The 14,532-nt window shown below is 72.3% G+C and carries 13 protein-coding genes; 5 read left to right on the top strand and 8 right to left on the bottom strand.

The window, feature by feature from the left end:
* The first annotated feature begins 128 nt into the window (after window positions 1-128).
* Entirely contained in the window at window positions 129-1,346 is a 1,218-nt protein-coding gene (locus ACZ6K0_RS26995; RefSeq protein ID WP_376396799.1) for an acyl-CoA dehydrogenase family protein, read from the top strand.
* Window positions 1,347-1,445: 99 nt separating this feature from the next.
* On the opposite strand, the gene ACZ6K0_RS27000 is transcribed toward ACZ6K0_RS26995, so the two are convergent.
* A complete protein-coding gene (locus tag ACZ6K0_RS27000) occupies window positions 1,446-1,913 on the bottom strand; it encodes a VOC family protein (RefSeq protein ID WP_469232475.1) in 468 nt (155 codons plus the stop codon).
* Window positions 1,914-2,068: 155 nt separating this feature from the next.
* On the opposite strand from ACZ6K0_RS27000, the gene ACZ6K0_RS27005 reads away from it, so the two are divergent.
* Window positions 2,069-3,451 (top strand): cytochrome P450, encoded by a 1,383-nt coding sequence (locus ACZ6K0_RS27005; protein WP_469232473.1) that lies wholly within the window; start codon window positions 2,069-2,071, stop codon window positions 3,449-3,451.
* Window positions 3,452-3,508: 57 nt separating this feature from the next.
* Here the strand turns inward: ACZ6K0_RS27005 and ACZ6K0_RS27010 are convergent, their stop codons facing one another.
* Entirely contained in the window at window positions 3,509-3,991 is a 483-nt protein-coding gene (locus ACZ6K0_RS27010) for a glutathione peroxidase (protein WP_376396790.1), read from the bottom strand.
* A gap of 38 nt (window positions 3,992-4,029) precedes the next feature.
* On the opposite strand from ACZ6K0_RS27010, the gene ACZ6K0_RS27015 reads away from it, so the two are divergent.
* On the top strand, window positions 4,030-4,254 hold the full coding sequence (locus tag ACZ6K0_RS27015) for a DUF6011 domain-containing protein (RefSeq protein WP_376396787.1): 225 nt from the start codon (window positions 4,030-4,032) through the stop codon (window positions 4,252-4,254).
* A gap of 5 nt (window positions 4,255-4,259) precedes the next feature.
* Here the strand turns inward: ACZ6K0_RS27015 and ACZ6K0_RS27020 are convergent, their stop codons facing one another.
* The 3 genes from ACZ6K0_RS27020 to ACZ6K0_RS27030 form a co-directional block, all read right to left on the bottom strand.
* The gene (locus tag ACZ6K0_RS27020; protein WP_376396784.1) at window positions 4,260-4,724 is read right to left on the bottom strand and encodes a GNAT family N-acetyltransferase; all 465 of its coding nucleotides are present in this window, start codon (window positions 4,722-4,724) and stop codon (window positions 4,260-4,262) included.
* Window positions 4,725-4,850: 126 nt separating this feature from the next.
* Window positions 4,851-5,720 carry an acyl-CoA thioesterase gene (locus tag ACZ6K0_RS27025; protein ID WP_376397284.1) on the bottom strand — a complete coding sequence of 290 codons (870 nt, stop codon included), beginning with the start codon at window positions 5,718-5,720 and terminating at the stop codon, window positions 4,851-4,853.
* A 29-nt stretch (window positions 5,721-5,749) separates the two neighbouring features.
* A complete protein-coding gene (locus ACZ6K0_RS27030) occupies window positions 5,750-8,263 on the bottom strand; it encodes a DEAD/DEAH box helicase (RefSeq protein ID WP_376396781.1) in 2,514 nt (837 codons plus the stop codon).
* Window positions 8,264-8,396: 133 nt separating this feature from the next.
* Here ACZ6K0_RS27030 and ACZ6K0_RS27035 point away from each other — a divergent pair, with 133 nt between their 5' ends.
* Complete coding sequence (locus ACZ6K0_RS27035) at window positions 8,397-9,188, top strand: metal-dependent hydrolase (RefSeq protein ID WP_376396779.1); 792 nt, start codon at window positions 8,397-8,399, stop codon at window positions 9,186-9,188.
* Between the two features lie 5 nt (window positions 9,189-9,193).
* On the opposite strand, the gene ACZ6K0_RS27040 is transcribed toward ACZ6K0_RS27035, so the two are convergent.
* Window positions 9,194-9,940, bottom strand: coding sequence for a TetR/AcrR family transcriptional regulator (locus ACZ6K0_RS27040; RefSeq protein WP_469232471.1), 747 nt, complete (start codon window positions 9,938-9,940; stop codon window positions 9,194-9,196).
* 130 nt (window positions 9,941-10,070) lie between these two features.
* On the opposite strand from ACZ6K0_RS27040, the gene ACZ6K0_RS27045 reads away from it, so the two are divergent.
* Window positions 10,071-10,778, top strand: a complete 708-nt coding sequence (locus ACZ6K0_RS27045; RefSeq protein ID WP_469232469.1) for an NAD(P)-dependent oxidoreductase — start codon at window positions 10,071-10,073, stop codon at window positions 10,776-10,778.
* Window positions 10,779-10,836: 58 nt separating this feature from the next.
* Here ACZ6K0_RS27045 and ACZ6K0_RS27050 read toward each other — a convergent pair whose 3' ends face one another.
* Together ACZ6K0_RS27050 and ACZ6K0_RS27055 are read right to left on the bottom strand one after the other, a co-directional pair.
* Window positions 10,837-12,618 carry an ABC transporter ATP-binding protein gene (locus ACZ6K0_RS27050; protein ID WP_469232467.1) on the bottom strand — a complete coding sequence of 594 codons (1,782 nt, stop codon included), beginning with the start codon at window positions 12,616-12,618 and terminating at the stop codon, window positions 10,837-10,839.
* On the bottom strand, window positions 12,615-14,423 hold the full coding sequence (locus ACZ6K0_RS27055) for an ABC transporter transmembrane domain-containing protein (RefSeq protein WP_469232465.1): 1,809 nt from the start codon (window positions 14,421-14,423) through the stop codon (window positions 12,615-12,617). Before ACZ6K0_RS27055 ends, ACZ6K0_RS27050 begins: the two co-directional genes overlap by 4 nt.
* Between the last annotated feature and the right edge of the window lie 109 nt (window positions 14,424-14,532).

The raw sequence follows: 14,532 nt of genomic DNA on the forward strand, positions 1-14,532 counted from the left end.
GTCGCAACGTAACACCCGCGCGGTGTCCGGTGTCGGGCGGCCCGAACCGCTCCGCCGCAGGTTGACAGCCCGTACCCGCCGGTAACACACTGCTGTTACCGCAAGTAACGTACTGCTGGGAGGGAACTATGGCCGAGTTCACGCTCGATCTCAACGACGACCAGAAGCAGGTCCGCGACTGGCTGCACGGTTTCGCCGCCGATGTGATGCGTCCGGCCGCGGCCGAATGGGACGAGCGTGAGGAGACCCCCTGGCCGATCATCCAGGAGGCCGCCAAGCTCGGAATCTACTCCCTCGACTTCTATGCCCAGCAGTTCTTCGACCCGACCGGTCTCGGCGTCCCGATGACCATGGAGGAGCTCTTCTGGGGCGACGCGGGCATCGCGCTCTCCATCGTCGGCACCGGCCTCGCCGCCGTCGGCGTCCTCGCCAACGGCACCGAGGAGCAGATCGGCACCTGGGTCCCGGAGATGTACGGCGACGCGAACGACGTCAAGGTCGCCGCCTTCTGCTCCTCCGAGCCCGACGCCGGCTCCGACGTCGCCGCCATGCGGACCCGGGCCGTGTACGACGAGGCCAAGGACGAATGGGTCCTCAACGGCACCAAGACCTGGGCGACCAACGGCGGCATCGCCAACGTCCACGTCGTCGTCGCCGTCGTCGACTCCGAGCTCGGCTCCCGCGGCCACGCCTCCTTCATCGTGCCGCCGAACACCCCCGGCCTCTCGCAGGGGCAGAAGTTCCAGAAGCACGGCATCCGCGCCTCCCACACCGCCGAGGTCGTCCTGGAGGACGTCCGCGTCCCCGGCCACTGCCTCCTCGGCGGCAAGGACAAGCTCGACGAGCGCCTCGCCCGGGCCCGCGAGAAGGCGAAGGCGGGCGGCGGCGAGCGCGTGAAGAACGCCGCCATGGCCACCTTCGAGGCCTCCCGCCCGGCGGTCGGCGCCATGGCCGTCGGCACCGCCCGCGCCGCGTACGAGGTCGCCCTCGACTACGCGAAGACCCGCGTGCAGTTCGGCCGCCCGATCATCGAGAACCAGGGCGTCGCCTTCCAGCTCGCCGACATGGCCACCCAGATCGACGCGGCCCGCCTCCTCGTCTGGCGCGCCTCCTGGATGGCGACCGCCGGCAAGCCCTTCACCGCGGCCGAGGGCTCGATGTCCAAGCTGTACGCCAGCGAGGTCGCCAAGAAGGTCACCGGCCAGGCCATCCAGATACTCGGCGGCAACGGCTACACCCGCGAGTACCCGGTGGAGCGGATGCACCGCGACGCCGCCATCTACACGATCTTCGAGGGCACGAGCGAGATCCAGCGCATGGTGATCAGCCGCGCGCTGGCGAAGTAGGGGACGAGCGGGGGCGCGGACGAGCGGAGGCAGGACGGGGCGGGCCGTCCCGGGACACCCGCCCCGCCCCGCCCGGCCTCGCCCCCCCTGACCTCCGGCTCATACGAGACAGAACTCGTTGCCCTCCGGGTCCTGGAGGACCACCGCGTAGTAGTCCATGCCGTTCGGCTCGTCCATCGGGTACAGGATGGTGGCGCCCAGCGCCGTCAGACGGGCGACCTCGCCGTCCACCCGCTCGCGGCGCAGCGCCAGCGGGACGTCGCGGCCGCCGCCGACCTTCAGGTCGAGGTGGACGCGGTTCTTGACGGTCTTGGGCTCCGGGACCCGCTGGAACCAGACGCGGGGGCCCACGCCCTTCGGGTCCACGATGGACTCCGGCAGCTCTCCGGCGTCCTCGCCCAGCTCGTCCTCGGGCACGCCGATCGACTGCCAGTACTCCCGCCAGGTGGCGTGTCCCGCGGGCGGCGGATCCGGGATGTACCGCAGGGCCTCCAGCCAGAAGGGCACGAGGCGCTGGGGGTCGGCGCAGTCGATCGTCAGTTGCAGGGTGAGCTCGGGTCGGTCCATGGAACGAGCCTCGCAGAAGCCACTGACAGTCGCCCTGCGGCCGTCGGTGGCCGGACCAACCGGCCATATCCGGACGGGTGTTCAGCCCGGTCTACTCGTGGGTTGCGTCCTGGGGGAGAATCGCCCCGCCGGTGACGATCAAGGGGGAACCGATCATGACCACCACCGCCCGGGCCGAAGCGCCCGAACTCGCGGGACTACCGCTGCTCGGCTCCATGTTCGACCTCAAGAACGACTCCCTGGGCACCTTCCTGCGCGCCCAGCGGGAGCACGGCGACGTCGTCCGGATCACCGCGGGACCGCCCGGCATCCGCGCCACCGTCTACGGCGTCTTCTCCGCCGAGGGCGCCCAGCAGGTCCTCGCCGGCGAATCGGCCAACTTCCGCAAGGACAACGCCTTCTACCAGGAGATTCGCGAGTCCTTCGGCAACGGCCTGCTGACCAGCCAGGACGAGGACTACCTCCGGCAGCGCCGGCTCGTCCAGCCGCTCTTCACCAAGCGCCGCGTCGACGGCTACGCCGCCGCCATCGCCGCCGAGGTCACCGCCCTCATGGACGAGTGGCACGAGGACGCGGCCTTCGCCGTCGACGTCCTCCAGGAGACGACCCGCCTCGCCCTCCGCGCCGTCGCCCGCATCCTCTTCGGCACCGACGTCGACGCGGCCGTCGAGGTCGTCGAGCGCTGCTTCCCCGAGGTCGGCGCCTACGTGCTCCGCCGCGGCTACTCCCCGCTGAACACGCCCCGCACCTGGCCCACCCCCGGCAACCGCAGGGCCGCAGCCGTCCACCAGGCGCTCTACGAGGTCTGCGACCGGATCATCGCCGACCGCCGGGAGTCCGGCCGCGCTCCCGGCGACGGACAGGACCTCCTCACGCTCCTCGCCGAGGCCGAGAGCGCCGAGGACGGCAGCTTCAGCGCCACCGAGCTGCGCGAGCAGGTCCTCGTCTTCCTCGTCGCCGGCCACGAGACGACCGCGACCTCCCTCGGCTTCGCCCTCCACCTCCTCGCCCGTCACCCGGAGATCCAGGCGCGGGCGCACGAGGAGGTCGACCGGGTGCTCGACGGCCGCACTCCGGGCGCCGCCGACCTGGACTCCCTGCCGTACGTCACCCAGGTCCTCAAGGAGGCCATGCGGCTCTTCCCGGCCGCGCCGGCCATCGGCCGCCGCGCCGTCGCCGCCACCGAGATCGACGGCGTCGCCATCCCGGCGGGCGCGGACGTCATCGTGGCCCCCTGGGTCACCCACCGGCACCCGGCCTACTGGGAGGACCCGGAGCGCTTCGACCCCGACCGCTTCACGCCCGAGGCGGAGGCCGCCCGCCCCCGGTACGCCTGGTTCCCCTTCGGCGGCGGGCCGCGCGCCTGCATCGGCCAGCACTTCTCGATGCTGGAGTCGGTCGTCGCCCTGGCGATGATCCTCCAGCGGCACGCGTTCGAGGCCGTCGACGCCGAGGTCCCGGTCGCGCCCGCGATCACCCTCCAGGCGGCGGGCCCGGCCCGCTGCCGGCTCCTCGCCCGTACCCCCCGTACCCCCTGAGAACGCCGCTGCCCCCGGACCCCGTCGGCCGACGGAGTCCGGGGGCAGCGCTCCGCCTCAGGCGAGCTGCGCCTCGATCGCGGAGACGACCTCCGCGGCCTCCGGCTCGGTGCGCGGACGGAACCGGGTGACCCCGCCGTCCTTGCCGATGAGGAACTTCTCGAAGTTCCACTGGATGTCCCCGGCCTCGCCCTCGGCGTCCGCGACCCGGGTCAGCTCCGTGTAGAGCGGGTGACGGGCCTCACCGTTCACGTCCGCCTTCTCCAGGAGCGGGAAGGACACCCCGTACGTCGCCGAGCAGAAGGTCTGGATCTCCTCCGCGCTGCCCGGCTCCTGGCCCGCGAACTGGTTGCAGGGCACGCCGAGCACGGTGAAGCCGCGCTCCCCGTACGCCTTCTGCAGCCGCTCCAGACCGGCGTACTGCGGGGTCAGGCCGCACTTCGAGGCCACGTTCACGACGAGGACCGCGTGGTCCCGGTAGTCGGCGAGGGAGACGGGCTCCCCGGTCAGGGTCTTCAGGGGGATGTCGTACAGGCTCATGCGGGCCGCTCCTCGTCGAAATGGGGTTTGATCTCCACATGGGTGACGAACGACTGGCCATCGCGATCGATTCCGCGTCGGAGGAACAATCCGACCGGGTGTGCTGCCGGCTCTGCGGCCGCCCCCTGACCGGCGCGGACTCCCGCCGTACGGGCCTCGGGCCGACCTGTGACGCCAAGCTCCACCCGCCGGGCCCCGACATCCGCTCCCGCCGCCACGAGGTCGCCCAGGACACCCTCCCGGGCTTCGACCAGACCCCGTAGGGGTGTCAGGCGCCGGGCGTCATGTCGTACGTGACCCACATCGTGCGGGTCGCCAGCCGGTCGTACTTGGCGCGGGCCCGGTGGTTGTCGTCCGCGGTGATCCAGCGGACGACGCTCCAGCCGCGCTCGGCGGCGATCCCGCGCAGCGCGGCGAGCAGCAGGTCGGCCGCGCCGGACCCGCGGCTCTCCGGGGCGACGAACAGGTCGTCGAGGAAGCCGCCGGTGGTCGCCGAGAGCGGACGGGCGAAGGCCCGGTAGTGCGCGAGGCCGACCAGCCTGCCGTCGCCGTCCTCGGCCACGAGCGCCTCGACCTCGTGGCCGGGGTCGTTCACCCACGACCACACGCGTGCGGCGGCCTCCTCGGTCTGCTCGACCTTGTAGAAGTCGGCGTAGCCGCGGTAGAGCGCGCGCCACTGCGGGAAGTCCTCCGCGCGGACGGCGCGGACCTTGAGGTCGGTCGAGGTCGACATGACTGCACACTTTCATCGGGCGAACGAGGGGACCGGACAATCGATCATGCTGGAGACAGGCAACGACGTGTCCTGCCACGGTGTCGAAAGCACGGACCCCGCATCGCCCGGATGGACGGTTGACCGTCAGCCGGCGTACGGGCGGAACAGCCCCTCCTGGACCACCGACACGAGAAGCCGTCCCTCGCGGTCGTAGATCCGGCCCCGCGCGAGCCCCCGGCCACCCGTCGCGATCGGCGACTCCTGGTCGTACAGGAACCACTCGTCCGCCCGGAACGGCCGGTGGAACCACATCGCGTGGTCCAGCGACGCCATGTCGAACCCGCGCGGACCCCACAGGGGCTCCACCGGGATCCGGACCGCGTCCAGGAGGGTCATGTCCGAGGCGTAGGTCAGCGCGCAGGTGTGGACCAGCGGATCGTCGCCCAGCGGCCCCACGGCCCGCATCCACACCGCGGAGCGCGGGTCCGCGCCCTTGACCTCCTCCGCGGTCCAGCGCAGCCGGTCCACGTACCGGATGTCGAAGGGCTGCCGGCGGGCCATCCGCTCCAGGGCCTCCGGCAGCGCCCCCAGGTGCTCGCGGATCTCGTCCGCCAGGTTCGGCAGGCTCTCCGGGTCGGTCAGGTGCCGCGGCGGCAGCTGATGCTCGAAGGCGCCCTCCTCCGGCTTGTGGAAGGAGGCCGTCAGGTTGAAGATCGTGCGCCCCTCCTGGACCGCCGTGACCCGGCGGGTCGTGAACGACCGGCCGTCCCGCACCCGCTCCACCTCGTACACGATCGGCACCCCGGGCCGGCCCGGCCGCAGGAAGTAGGCGTGCAGCGAGTGCACCGGCCGGTCGCCGTCGGTGGTCCGGCCGGCCGCCACCAGGGCCTGCCCGGCGACCTGCCCGCCGAAGACCCGTTGCAAGGACTCCTGCGGGCTGCGCCCGCGGAAGATGTTCACCTCGATCCGCTCCAGATCGAGCAGATCGACGAGCTTCTCGGCGGGGTTGGTCACCGTCATCTCTCCTTAGAGCCGGCCGATCCTCAGAGCTGTCCCACGGACGTCACGCGGATGATCGCCCGCCCCTCCTCGTCGGAGGCCGCGAGATCCACCTCCGCGCTGATGCCCCAGTCATGGTCGCCGTTCGGGTCGGCGAAGGTCTGCCGGACGCGCCACAGACCGTGTGCCGCGTCCTCCTCGATGGCGAGGAGCTTCGGGCCGCGCGCGTCGGGACCCGTGCCGAGGTCGTCGTACTCGTCCCAGTACGCGTCCATCGCGTCGCCCCACGCGTCCGCGTCCCAGCCGGACTCGGCGTCGAGGTCGCCCAGCGCGTCCACGTTGTCGAGGGCCGCCAGCTCCACCCGGCGGAACATCGCGTTGCGCACGAGGACCCGGAAGGCGCGGGCGTTCGCCGTGACCGGCTTGACCTGGTCGGCCTTCTCCTGGGCCTCCTCGGCCGTCTGGACCTCCGGGTTCGCCAGCTGCTCCCACTCGTCGAGCAGCGAGGAGTCCACCTGCCGCACCATCTCGCCCAGCCAGGCGATCAGGTCCTCCAGGTCCTCGGTCTTCAGGTCGTCCGGGATGGTGTGGTCGAGCGCCTTGTACGCGCTCGCGAGGTAGCGCAGGACGATGCCCTCGGTCCGCGCCAGCTCGTACCAGGACGTGAACTCCGTGAACGTCATGGCGCGTTCGTACATGTCACGGATGACCGACTTCGGCGAGACCGGGTGGTCGCCGACCCACGGGTGCGACTTCCGGTAGACGTCGTACGCGTGCCAGAGCAGCTCCTCCAGCGGCTTCGGGTACGAGATCTCCTGGAGCCGCTCCATCCGCTCCTCGTACTCGACGCCGTCGCGCTTCATCTGCCCGACGGCCTCGCCGCGCGCCTTGTTCTGCATCGCGGCGAGGATCTGGCGCGGGTCGTCGAGCGTCGACTCCACCACCGACACCATGTCGAGGGCGTACGACGGGGACTCGGGGTCCAGCAGGTCGAAGGCGGCCAGCGCGAACGTCGACAGCGGCTGGTTGAGCGCGAAGTCCTGCTGGAGGTCGACGGTCAGCCGGATCGTGCGGCCCTCGGCGTCCGGGGTCTCCAGCTGCTCCACCACACCGCCGTCCAGCAGCGAGCGGTAGATCGCGATGGCCCGGCGGATGTGCCGCAGCTGCGCCTTGCGCGGCTCGTGGTTGTCCTCCAGGAGCTTGCGCATCGCGTCGAAGGCGTTGCCCGGGCGGGCGATCACCGACAGCAGCATGATGTTGGTGACCTTGAAGCGCGAGGTCAGGGGCTCCGGCTCGGAGCCGATCAGCCTCTCGAAGGTGGTGTCGCTCCAGGCGACGAAGCCCTCCGGAGCCTTCTTGCGGACCACCTTGCGGCGCTTCTTCGGGTCGTCGCCGGCCTTCGCGAGCGCCTTCTCGTTCTCGATGACGTGCTCGGGCGCCTGCGCGACCACGTAACCGGCGGTGTCGAAGCCGGCCCGGCCGGCCCGGCCCGCGATCTGGTGGAACTCACGGGCCCGCAGCGTGCGCACCCGGCTGCCGTCGTACTTGGTCAGCGCCGTGAACAGCACCGTACGGATGGGCACGTTGACGCCGACGCCCAGCGTGTCCGTCCCGCAGATCACCTTCAGCAGACCGGCCTGGGCGAGCTTCTCGACGAGCCGCCGGTACTTGGGCAGCATGCCCGCGTGGTGGACGCCGATGCCGTGGCGGACGTACCGCGAGAGGTTCTGTCCGAACTTGGTGGTGAAGCGGAAGTTGCCGATGAGCTCGGCGATCCGGTCCTTCTCCTCGCGCGTGCACATGTTGATGCTCATGAGCGACTGCGCCCGCTCGACGGCCTGGGCCTGCGTGAAGTGGACGATGTAGACGGGGGCCTGCTTGGTCTCCAGGAGCTCCGTCAGGGTGTCCGTGATCGGTGTGAGCTCGTACTCGTACGAGAGGGGCACCGGCCGGGTCGCCGAGCGGACCACCGAGGTCGGCTTTCCGGTCCGCCGGGTCAGGTCCTTCTCGAACATCGCCACGTCACCGAGCGTCGCCGACATGAGGATGAACTGCGCCTGCGGCAGTTCGAGGATCGGGATCTGCCAGGCCCAGCCGCGGTCCGCCTCCGCGTAGAAGTGGAACTCGTCCATGACGACCTGGCCGATGTCGGCGTGCTTGCCGTCCCGCAGGGCGATCGAGGCGAGGACCTCGGCCGTACAGCAGATGACCGGCGCGTCCGCGTTCACGGAGGCGTCGCCGGTGAGCATGCCGACGTTCTCCGTGCCGAAGAGCTTGCACAGGTCGAAGAACTTCTCCGACACGAGCGCCTTGATCGGCGCCGTGTAGAAGGTGACCTGGTCGTTCGCGAGGGCCGTGAAGTGCGCCCCCGCCGCGACCAGCGACTTCCCCGAGCCGGTCGGGGTCGACAGGATCACGTTCGCCCCGGACACCACCTCGATCAGCGCCTCCTCCTGGGCCGGGTAGAGCGTGATGCCCTGGTCCTCGGCCCATGAGGAGAAGGCCTCGAAGAGGGCGTCGGGGTCGGCGGTCGGCGGAAGCTGATCGATAAGGGTCACGCCCCCCATCTTGCCTGGATTCCGCTCGGATGAGGGAACCGGCCGCCGGCCTCCTTGATCACGGACGGTAGGCTCGTCCGTCGACCGGTCGTCAACTGAGCGCCGGCGCAGGAGAAACGGGGCGGCAGCAACCATGATGGGACCGGCGCACTCACTGTCCGGAGCGGCGGCCTGGCTGGGTGTGGGAGCGGCTGCCGCCGCCTTCGACAAGCCCATGCCGTGGCCGGTCCTGCTCGTCGGGGCCCTCATCTGCGCGGGCGCCGCCCTCGCCCCCGACCTCGACCACAAGTCGGCGACGATCTCCCGCGCCTTCGGGCCGGTCTCCCGGGGCCTCTGCGAGATCGTCGACAAGCTCTCGTACGCCGTCTACAAGGCCACCCGCTCCTCGGCCGACCCCCGCAGGTCCGGCGGGCACCGCACCCTCACCCACACCTGGCTCTGGGCCGTCCTGATCGGCGCGGGCGCCTCTGCCGCGGCGGTCACCGGCGGCCGGTGGGCGGTCCTGGCCATCCTCTTCGTCCACCTGGTCCTCGCCGTGGAGGGCCTGCTGTGGCGGGCCGCGCGGATGTCCAGCGACGTCCTGGTGTGGCTGCTCGGCGCGACCAGCGCCTGGATCCTCGCGGGCGTCCTCGACAAGCCGGGCAACGGCGCGGACTGGTTCTTCACGGGCCCCGGCCAGGAGTACCTGTGGCTGGGGCTGCCGATCGTCCTGGGCGCCCTCGTCCACGACATCGGCGACGCCCTGACGGTCTCCGGCTGCCCGGTCCTGTGGCCCATCCCGGTGGGCCGCAAGCGTTGGTACCCGATCGGACCGCCGAAGGGGATGCGCTTCCGGGCCGGCAGCTGGGTCGAGCTCAAGGTCCTCATGCCCGCCTTCATGGTGCTCGGCGGGGTCGGCGGAGCCTCGGCGCTCGGCTTCTTCTAGCTCTTTCAGGCGCCGGCCGCGGGGACGTCCAGGGTCCGGACGAGCTGGGTGAGTTCCTCCGCGAAGAGCTTGTCCGGGCTCGTGGTCTGGCGCCGCAGGTGCCCGTACACCTCCAGGGTCACCAGGCCGTGCAGACGCCCCCAGAGGCGCAGGGCCAGCGCGACGGCGGCGGGCGGCAGCTCGGGGAAGGCCGGCCGCACCTTGTCGAGGAGTCCGGCGTCGAAGTCGGACCAGGCGAACGCGCTGTCCCGGTACTGGGGTTCGGCGTACGGCCAGGCCGCAGCGGCGAGCCCGGCGAGGCCGGTGCACACCCGGCGGGCCGCGTCCGGGGCGGGGCCGCCCTCCGGGGCCCGGTAGCCGGGGACGGGGTCGCCGTAGATCAGCCGGAAGCCCTCGGGATTGGCCAGGGCCCAGGCGCGGAAGGCGCGGGACCAGGCCAGGATCCGGGCGGCCGCGTCATCGGCGGGGGCGGTCGCCCAGGCCGCGTCCACGGCGTCGGCCAGCGCCGAGTACACGTCGTCGATGAGCGTGGTGACCAGGTCGTCGCGGGTGGCGAAGTAGCCGTAGATCGCGTTGGCCGTCATGCCCATCTCGCGGGCGATGGCCCGCAGGGTGATCGCGTCGGGCCCGCCGGAGGCCATCAGCCGCAGGGCCGTGTCCTTGATCTCGGCCGTCGTCTCGGCCCGTAGCCGCTCGCGGCGTCCCCGGCCGGCCGGCGGCGTTCCTGTCCGTGCTTCCGATGTCCCGGTCATCCGGGAACCCTACCGCTCCACTGAGGGGTGTAGGAAAACTGCACGCCGTGAACTTCACGGCGTATAGTTTTCTCACGGCGTCACGCTCGCGACGCCGTGAAGCTGATCACCGGGGACACAGGGGAGAGTCATGCGCATCGGAGTCATCGGAGCCACCGGCACCATCGGCAGCCGCGTCGTCGCGGAGGCCCTGGAGCGCGGGCACGACATCAGGGCCTTCGGCCGCGACACCACCGGGGCGGCGGCCGCCGAGACCCGCGAGAACATCACCTGGGCGAGCCTCGACGTCCTCGACCCGGACGCCGTCGCCGCCGTCCTGCCCGGGCTCGACGTCCTGATCAGCGCCTTCCAGCCCGGCAACGCCGCCCGGGACCTCACCGACACCGTGCGGCGCTCCATCGCCGACGCCGGCGTCTACGCCACCGCGGCCCGCGCCCTGCTCAAAGCCCTGGAGACCCACCCCAGGACCCGGCTGATCGTCATCGGCGGCGCCGGCAGCCTGGAGATCGAGCCCGGCGTCGTCCTCGCCGACGCGGAGGAGCGGCTCCACGAGACCCTCGACTCCGTCGGACTGCCCCGGGCCTACGCGGCGGCGGTACGCGGCCACCGGGACGCCCTGAACGTGCTGCGCACCTCCAACCGCCGGTGGACCTACTTCAGCCCCGCCGAGGACATCGCCCCCGGCGAGCGCACCGGCCGCTTCCGCGTCGGCGAGGACCAGCCGGTCCGGGACGCCGACGGGCGCAGCCGCGTCTCGGCGGAGGACGCCGCCGTGGCGCTGGTCGACGAGGCGGAGCTGCCCCGCTTCGTCCAGCGCCGGTTCACGATCGGCTACTGAGCGAACGGCCGGCAAGGGGGTGGGGGCGCACCTGCCGGCGCGCCCCCACCCGCGCGGGTCAGCCGTGCCAGGACCGCCACAGCGCCGCGTACGCGCCGTCCGCCGCCACCAGCTCGTCGTGGCTGCCGAGCTCGCTGATCCGGCCGGCCTCGACCACCGCGATCAGATCGGCGTCGTGCGCCGTGTGCAGCCGGTGCGCGATGGCCACGACCGTCCGTCCGTCCAGGACCCGGGCGAGGGACCGCTCCAGGTGCCGGGCCGCCCTCGGGTCGAGCAGCGAGGTCGCCTCGTCCAGGACCAGCGTGTGCGGATCCGCGAGGACGAGCCGGGCCAGCGCCACCTGCTGGGCCTGCGCCGGCGTCAGCGAACGGCCGCCCGAGCCGACCTCGGTGTCCAGGCCCTCGTCGAGGCCCCGGACCCAGCTCTCCGCGTCCACCGCGGCGAGGGCCTCCCACAGCTCGGCGTCGGCGGCGTCGTTCCTCGCCAGCAGCAGATTGTCCCGGAGCGAGCCGACGAAGACGTGATGCTCCTGATTGACCAGGGCCACGTGCTCGCGGACCCGCTCGGCGGGCATCTTCGCCAGCTCGGCGGCGCCCAGGGTGACCGAGCCCGTCCTCGGGGCGTAGATGCCCGCGAGCAGCCGGCCGAGCGTGGACTTGCCCGCGCCCGAGGGGCCGACGAGGGCGAGCCGGGTGCCCGGCGCCACCTTCAGGGACACCTCGTGCAGCACGTCGACGCCCTCGCGGTAGCCGAACCGGACCTCGTCCGCGCTGACGGCACGCCCGTCCGGCCGCACCTCGTGGTCCCCCGCGTCCGGCTCGATGTCCCGGACGCCGACCAGCCGGCCCAGCGAGACCTGCGCGACCTGGAGTTCGTCGTACCAGCGGAGCACGATCCCGATCGGGTCCACCAGCATCTGCGCGAGCAGCGCGCCCGTCGTCAGCTGGCCCACGTCGATCCAGCCCTGGAAGACGAAGACCCCGCCGAGGAGGAGGACGCCGCACAGCACCGTCGTGTGCGTGAGCGTGACGACCGGGAAGAGCACCGAACGCAGGAAGAGCGTGTACCTCTCCCAGGCCACCCACTCGGTGATCCGCCGGTCGGAGAGGGCGATCCGGCGCGCGCCCAGGCGGTGTGCCTCCACCGTGCGGCCCGCGTCGACCGTCTCGGCCAGCGCGCCGGCCACCGCCGCGTACCCCGCGGACTCCGAGCGGTACGCGGACGGCGCCCGCTTGAAGTACCAGCGGCAGCCCACGATCAGCACCGGGGCCGCGAGCAGGGCCGCGAGCGCGAGCGGGGGAGCGGTCACCGCGAGCCCGCCGAGGAGCAGGCCCACCCAGACGACACCGATGGCCAGCTGGGGCACGGCCTCGCGCATCGCGTTGGCGAGCCGGTCGACGTCCGTGGTGATCCGGGAGAGCAGGTCGCCCGTCCCGGCCCGTTCGAGGACGCCGGGCGGCAGGGCGACGGAGCGGACGAGGAAGTCCTCGCGCAGATCGGCGAGCATCTCCTCGCCGAGCATCGCCCCGCGCAGCCGGACGAGCCGCACGAAGACCGTCTGGACGAGCAGGGCGACCGCGAACAGCGCGACCGTCCGCTCCAGATGGAGGTCGCGGGCCCCGGCGCTCAGCTCGTCCACCACCGAACCGAGGAGGTACGGGCCGGCCATCGAGGCGATCACGGCGACCGCGTTCACCCCGATGAGCAGGGTGAACGCCCTGCGGTGGCGGCGCAGCAGCTCCCGTACGTAGATCCGTACGGTCGCGCCGGCCGCGACGGGCAGCGTCGTCGCCGTCGTGGGGGCCGCCGGGTCGTACTCCGGTGGCGCCAGGCCGATCATGCCGTTTCCCCTTCCAGTGCTTCGAGTTCGTCGTCGAGGCGGCTCGCGGTGGCGAGCTCCTCGTCCGTCTCGCGGGTGACGACCGCGCGGTAGCGGGGCTCCTTGGCGAGCAGTTCGCGGTGGGTGCCGACGGCGACCGCCTGCCCCTCGTGGACCAGGACCACGCGGTCGGCGCGGTCCAGGAGCAGCGGCGAGGAGGCGAGGACCACGGTGGTCCCGCCCTCGCGCAGCCGGGCGATGCCCTCGGCCACCCGGGACTCGGTGTGCGAGTCGACCGCCGAGGTGGGCTCGTCCAGGACGAGCACCTCCGGGTCGGTCACCAGCGAGCGGGCGAGTGCGAGCCGCTGGCGCTGACCGCCGGAGAGCGACCGGCCCCGCTCGGTGATCCGGGTCCGCATCGGGTCCCCTTCGGTGTCGACGGAGGCCTGGGCGAGCGCGTCGAGGACGTCGCCGCACTGGGCGGCGGCGAGCGCCTCCTCGGCCCGGACCGCGCCCGATGAGGGCACGTCGAAGAGGTCCTGGAGCGTGCCCGACAGCAGGACCGGCTCCTTGTCCTGGACGAGGACGGCCGTACGGGCCGCCGGCAGCGGCAGCTCGTCCAGCGGGACGCCGCCGAGCAGGACCGAGGTGTGGTCCTTGTCGGGTTCGGTCGGGTGGCCGCCGAGCCGGTCCGCGAGCCGTCCGGCCATGTCCGGGTCGCCGCAGACGACGGCGGTGAACCGGCCGGCCGGGGCGAGGAGCCCGGTCAGCGGGTCGTACAGATCGCCCGTCGCCTCGCGCTCCTCGCCCGCGGTGTCCGTGGTGGTGGTCGTGCGGGTCAGCGCGAGGACCCGGGCGGCCCGCTTCGCCGACGGCCGGGAGAAGGAGAAGGCCATCGCGATCTCCTCGAAGTTCCGCATCGGATGATGGGTGAGGGCCACGGCCCCGTAGACCGTGACGAGCTCGCCGACCGTGATCCGCCCGTCGAGCGCGAGCCGCGCCCCGTACGCCACGACGACGATGAGCAGGATGCCGGGCAGCACGACCTGGATCGCGGCGATCAGCGCCCACATCCGCGCGCTGTGCACGGCCGCCTTGCGGACCTCCTGGGAGGCGGCGCGGTAGCGGCCGAGGAACAGCTCCTCGCCGCCGATGCCGCGCAGGACGCGGAGCCCGGCGACGGTGTCGGAGGCCAGCTCCGTGGCCTTGCCCGCCTTCTCGCGCTGGACGTCCGCCCGGCGCGTCGCGCGGGGGAGGAGCGGCAGCACGGCGAGGGCGAGGACCGGGACGCCGAGGGCGACGACGATGCCGAGGGCGGGCTGGTAGACGACGAGGGCCACGCAGACGATCACGAGGGAGAGGGCGGCCGCGGCGAACCGGGACAGCGCCTCGACGAACCATCCAATTTTCTCGACGTCACCTGTGGAAACGGAGACCACTTCGCCCGCGGCGACCCGGCGGGTGAGGACGGAGCCCAGTTCGGCGGTCTTGCGGGAGAGGAGCTGCTGGACCCGGGCGGCGGCCGTGATCCAGTTGGTGACGGCGGTGCGGTGCAGCATCGTGTCCCCGACCGCGATCGCGAGCCCGAAGCCCACGAGCAGGCCCCCGGCGAGGGCGAGCCGCCCGCCGTCACGGTCCACGACCGCCTGCACGGCGACGCCGACGCCGAGCGGCAGCCCGGCGATGCCCAACTGGAGGAGAAGCCCCCAGAGCAGGGCCTTCACCTGCCCGCCGAGCTGGTTGCGGCCGAGCCAGAGGAGGAGCCGAGTGCCCGAGCGGACATCGGGGACCCCTGGATCGGCGTAGGGAAGGTCGTGAATCTGCATGGCGTCCCAGAGTCTTCGGGTCTGTCCGGGGGGTCGCACACGGGGGTGCGCGGATACGGGTGCCCGGCGGCGGTGGAGGAAACCGTGCAAGGTTCGCTTTTTCGCCGCT

The organism is Streptomyces sp. NPDC042346 (assembly GCF_055581845.1).

What these genes read in the sequence shown, in the direction of transcription:
- ACZ6K0_RS26995 (WP_376396799.1), top strand. Translation starts at nt 129, where the DNA reads ATGGCCGAGTTCACGCTCGATCTCAACGACGACCAGAAGCAGGTCCGC.
- ACZ6K0_RS27000 (WP_469232475.1), bottom strand. Translation starts at nt 1,913, where the DNA reads ATGGACCGACCCGAGCTCACCCTGCAACTGACGATCGACTGCGCCGAC.
- ACZ6K0_RS27005 (WP_469232473.1), top strand. Translation starts at nt 2,069, where the DNA reads ATGACCACCACCGCCCGGGCCGAAGCGCCCGAACTCGCGGGACTACCG.
- ACZ6K0_RS27010 (WP_376396790.1), bottom strand. Translation starts at nt 3,991, where the DNA reads ATGAGCCTGTACGACATCCCCCTGAAGACCCTGACCGGGGAGCCCGTC.
- ACZ6K0_RS27015 (WP_376396787.1), top strand. Translation starts at nt 4,030, where the DNA reads ATGGGTGACGAACGACTGGCCATCGCGATCGATTCCGCGTCGGAGGAA.
- ACZ6K0_RS27020 (WP_376396784.1), bottom strand. Translation starts at nt 4,724, where the DNA reads ATGTCGACCTCGACCGACCTCAAGGTCCGCGCCGTCCGCGCGGAGGAC.
- ACZ6K0_RS27035 (WP_376396779.1), top strand. Translation starts at nt 8,397, where the DNA reads ATGATGGGACCGGCGCACTCACTGTCCGGAGCGGCGGCCTGGCTGGGT.
- ACZ6K0_RS27040 (WP_469232471.1), bottom strand. Translation starts at nt 9,940, where the DNA reads ATGACCGGGACATCGGAAGCACGGACAGGAACGCCGCCGGCCGGCCGG.
- ACZ6K0_RS27045 (WP_469232469.1), top strand. Translation starts at nt 10,071, where the DNA reads ATGCGCATCGGAGTCATCGGAGCCACCGGCACCATCGGCAGCCGCGTC.
- ACZ6K0_RS27050 (WP_469232467.1), bottom strand. Translation starts at nt 12,618, where the DNA reads ATGATCGGCCTGGCGCCACCGGAGTACGACCCGGCGGCCCCCACGACG.
- ACZ6K0_RS27055 (WP_469232465.1), bottom strand. Translation starts at nt 14,423, where the DNA reads ATGCAGATTCACGACCTTCCCTACGCCGATCCAGGGGTCCCCGATGTC.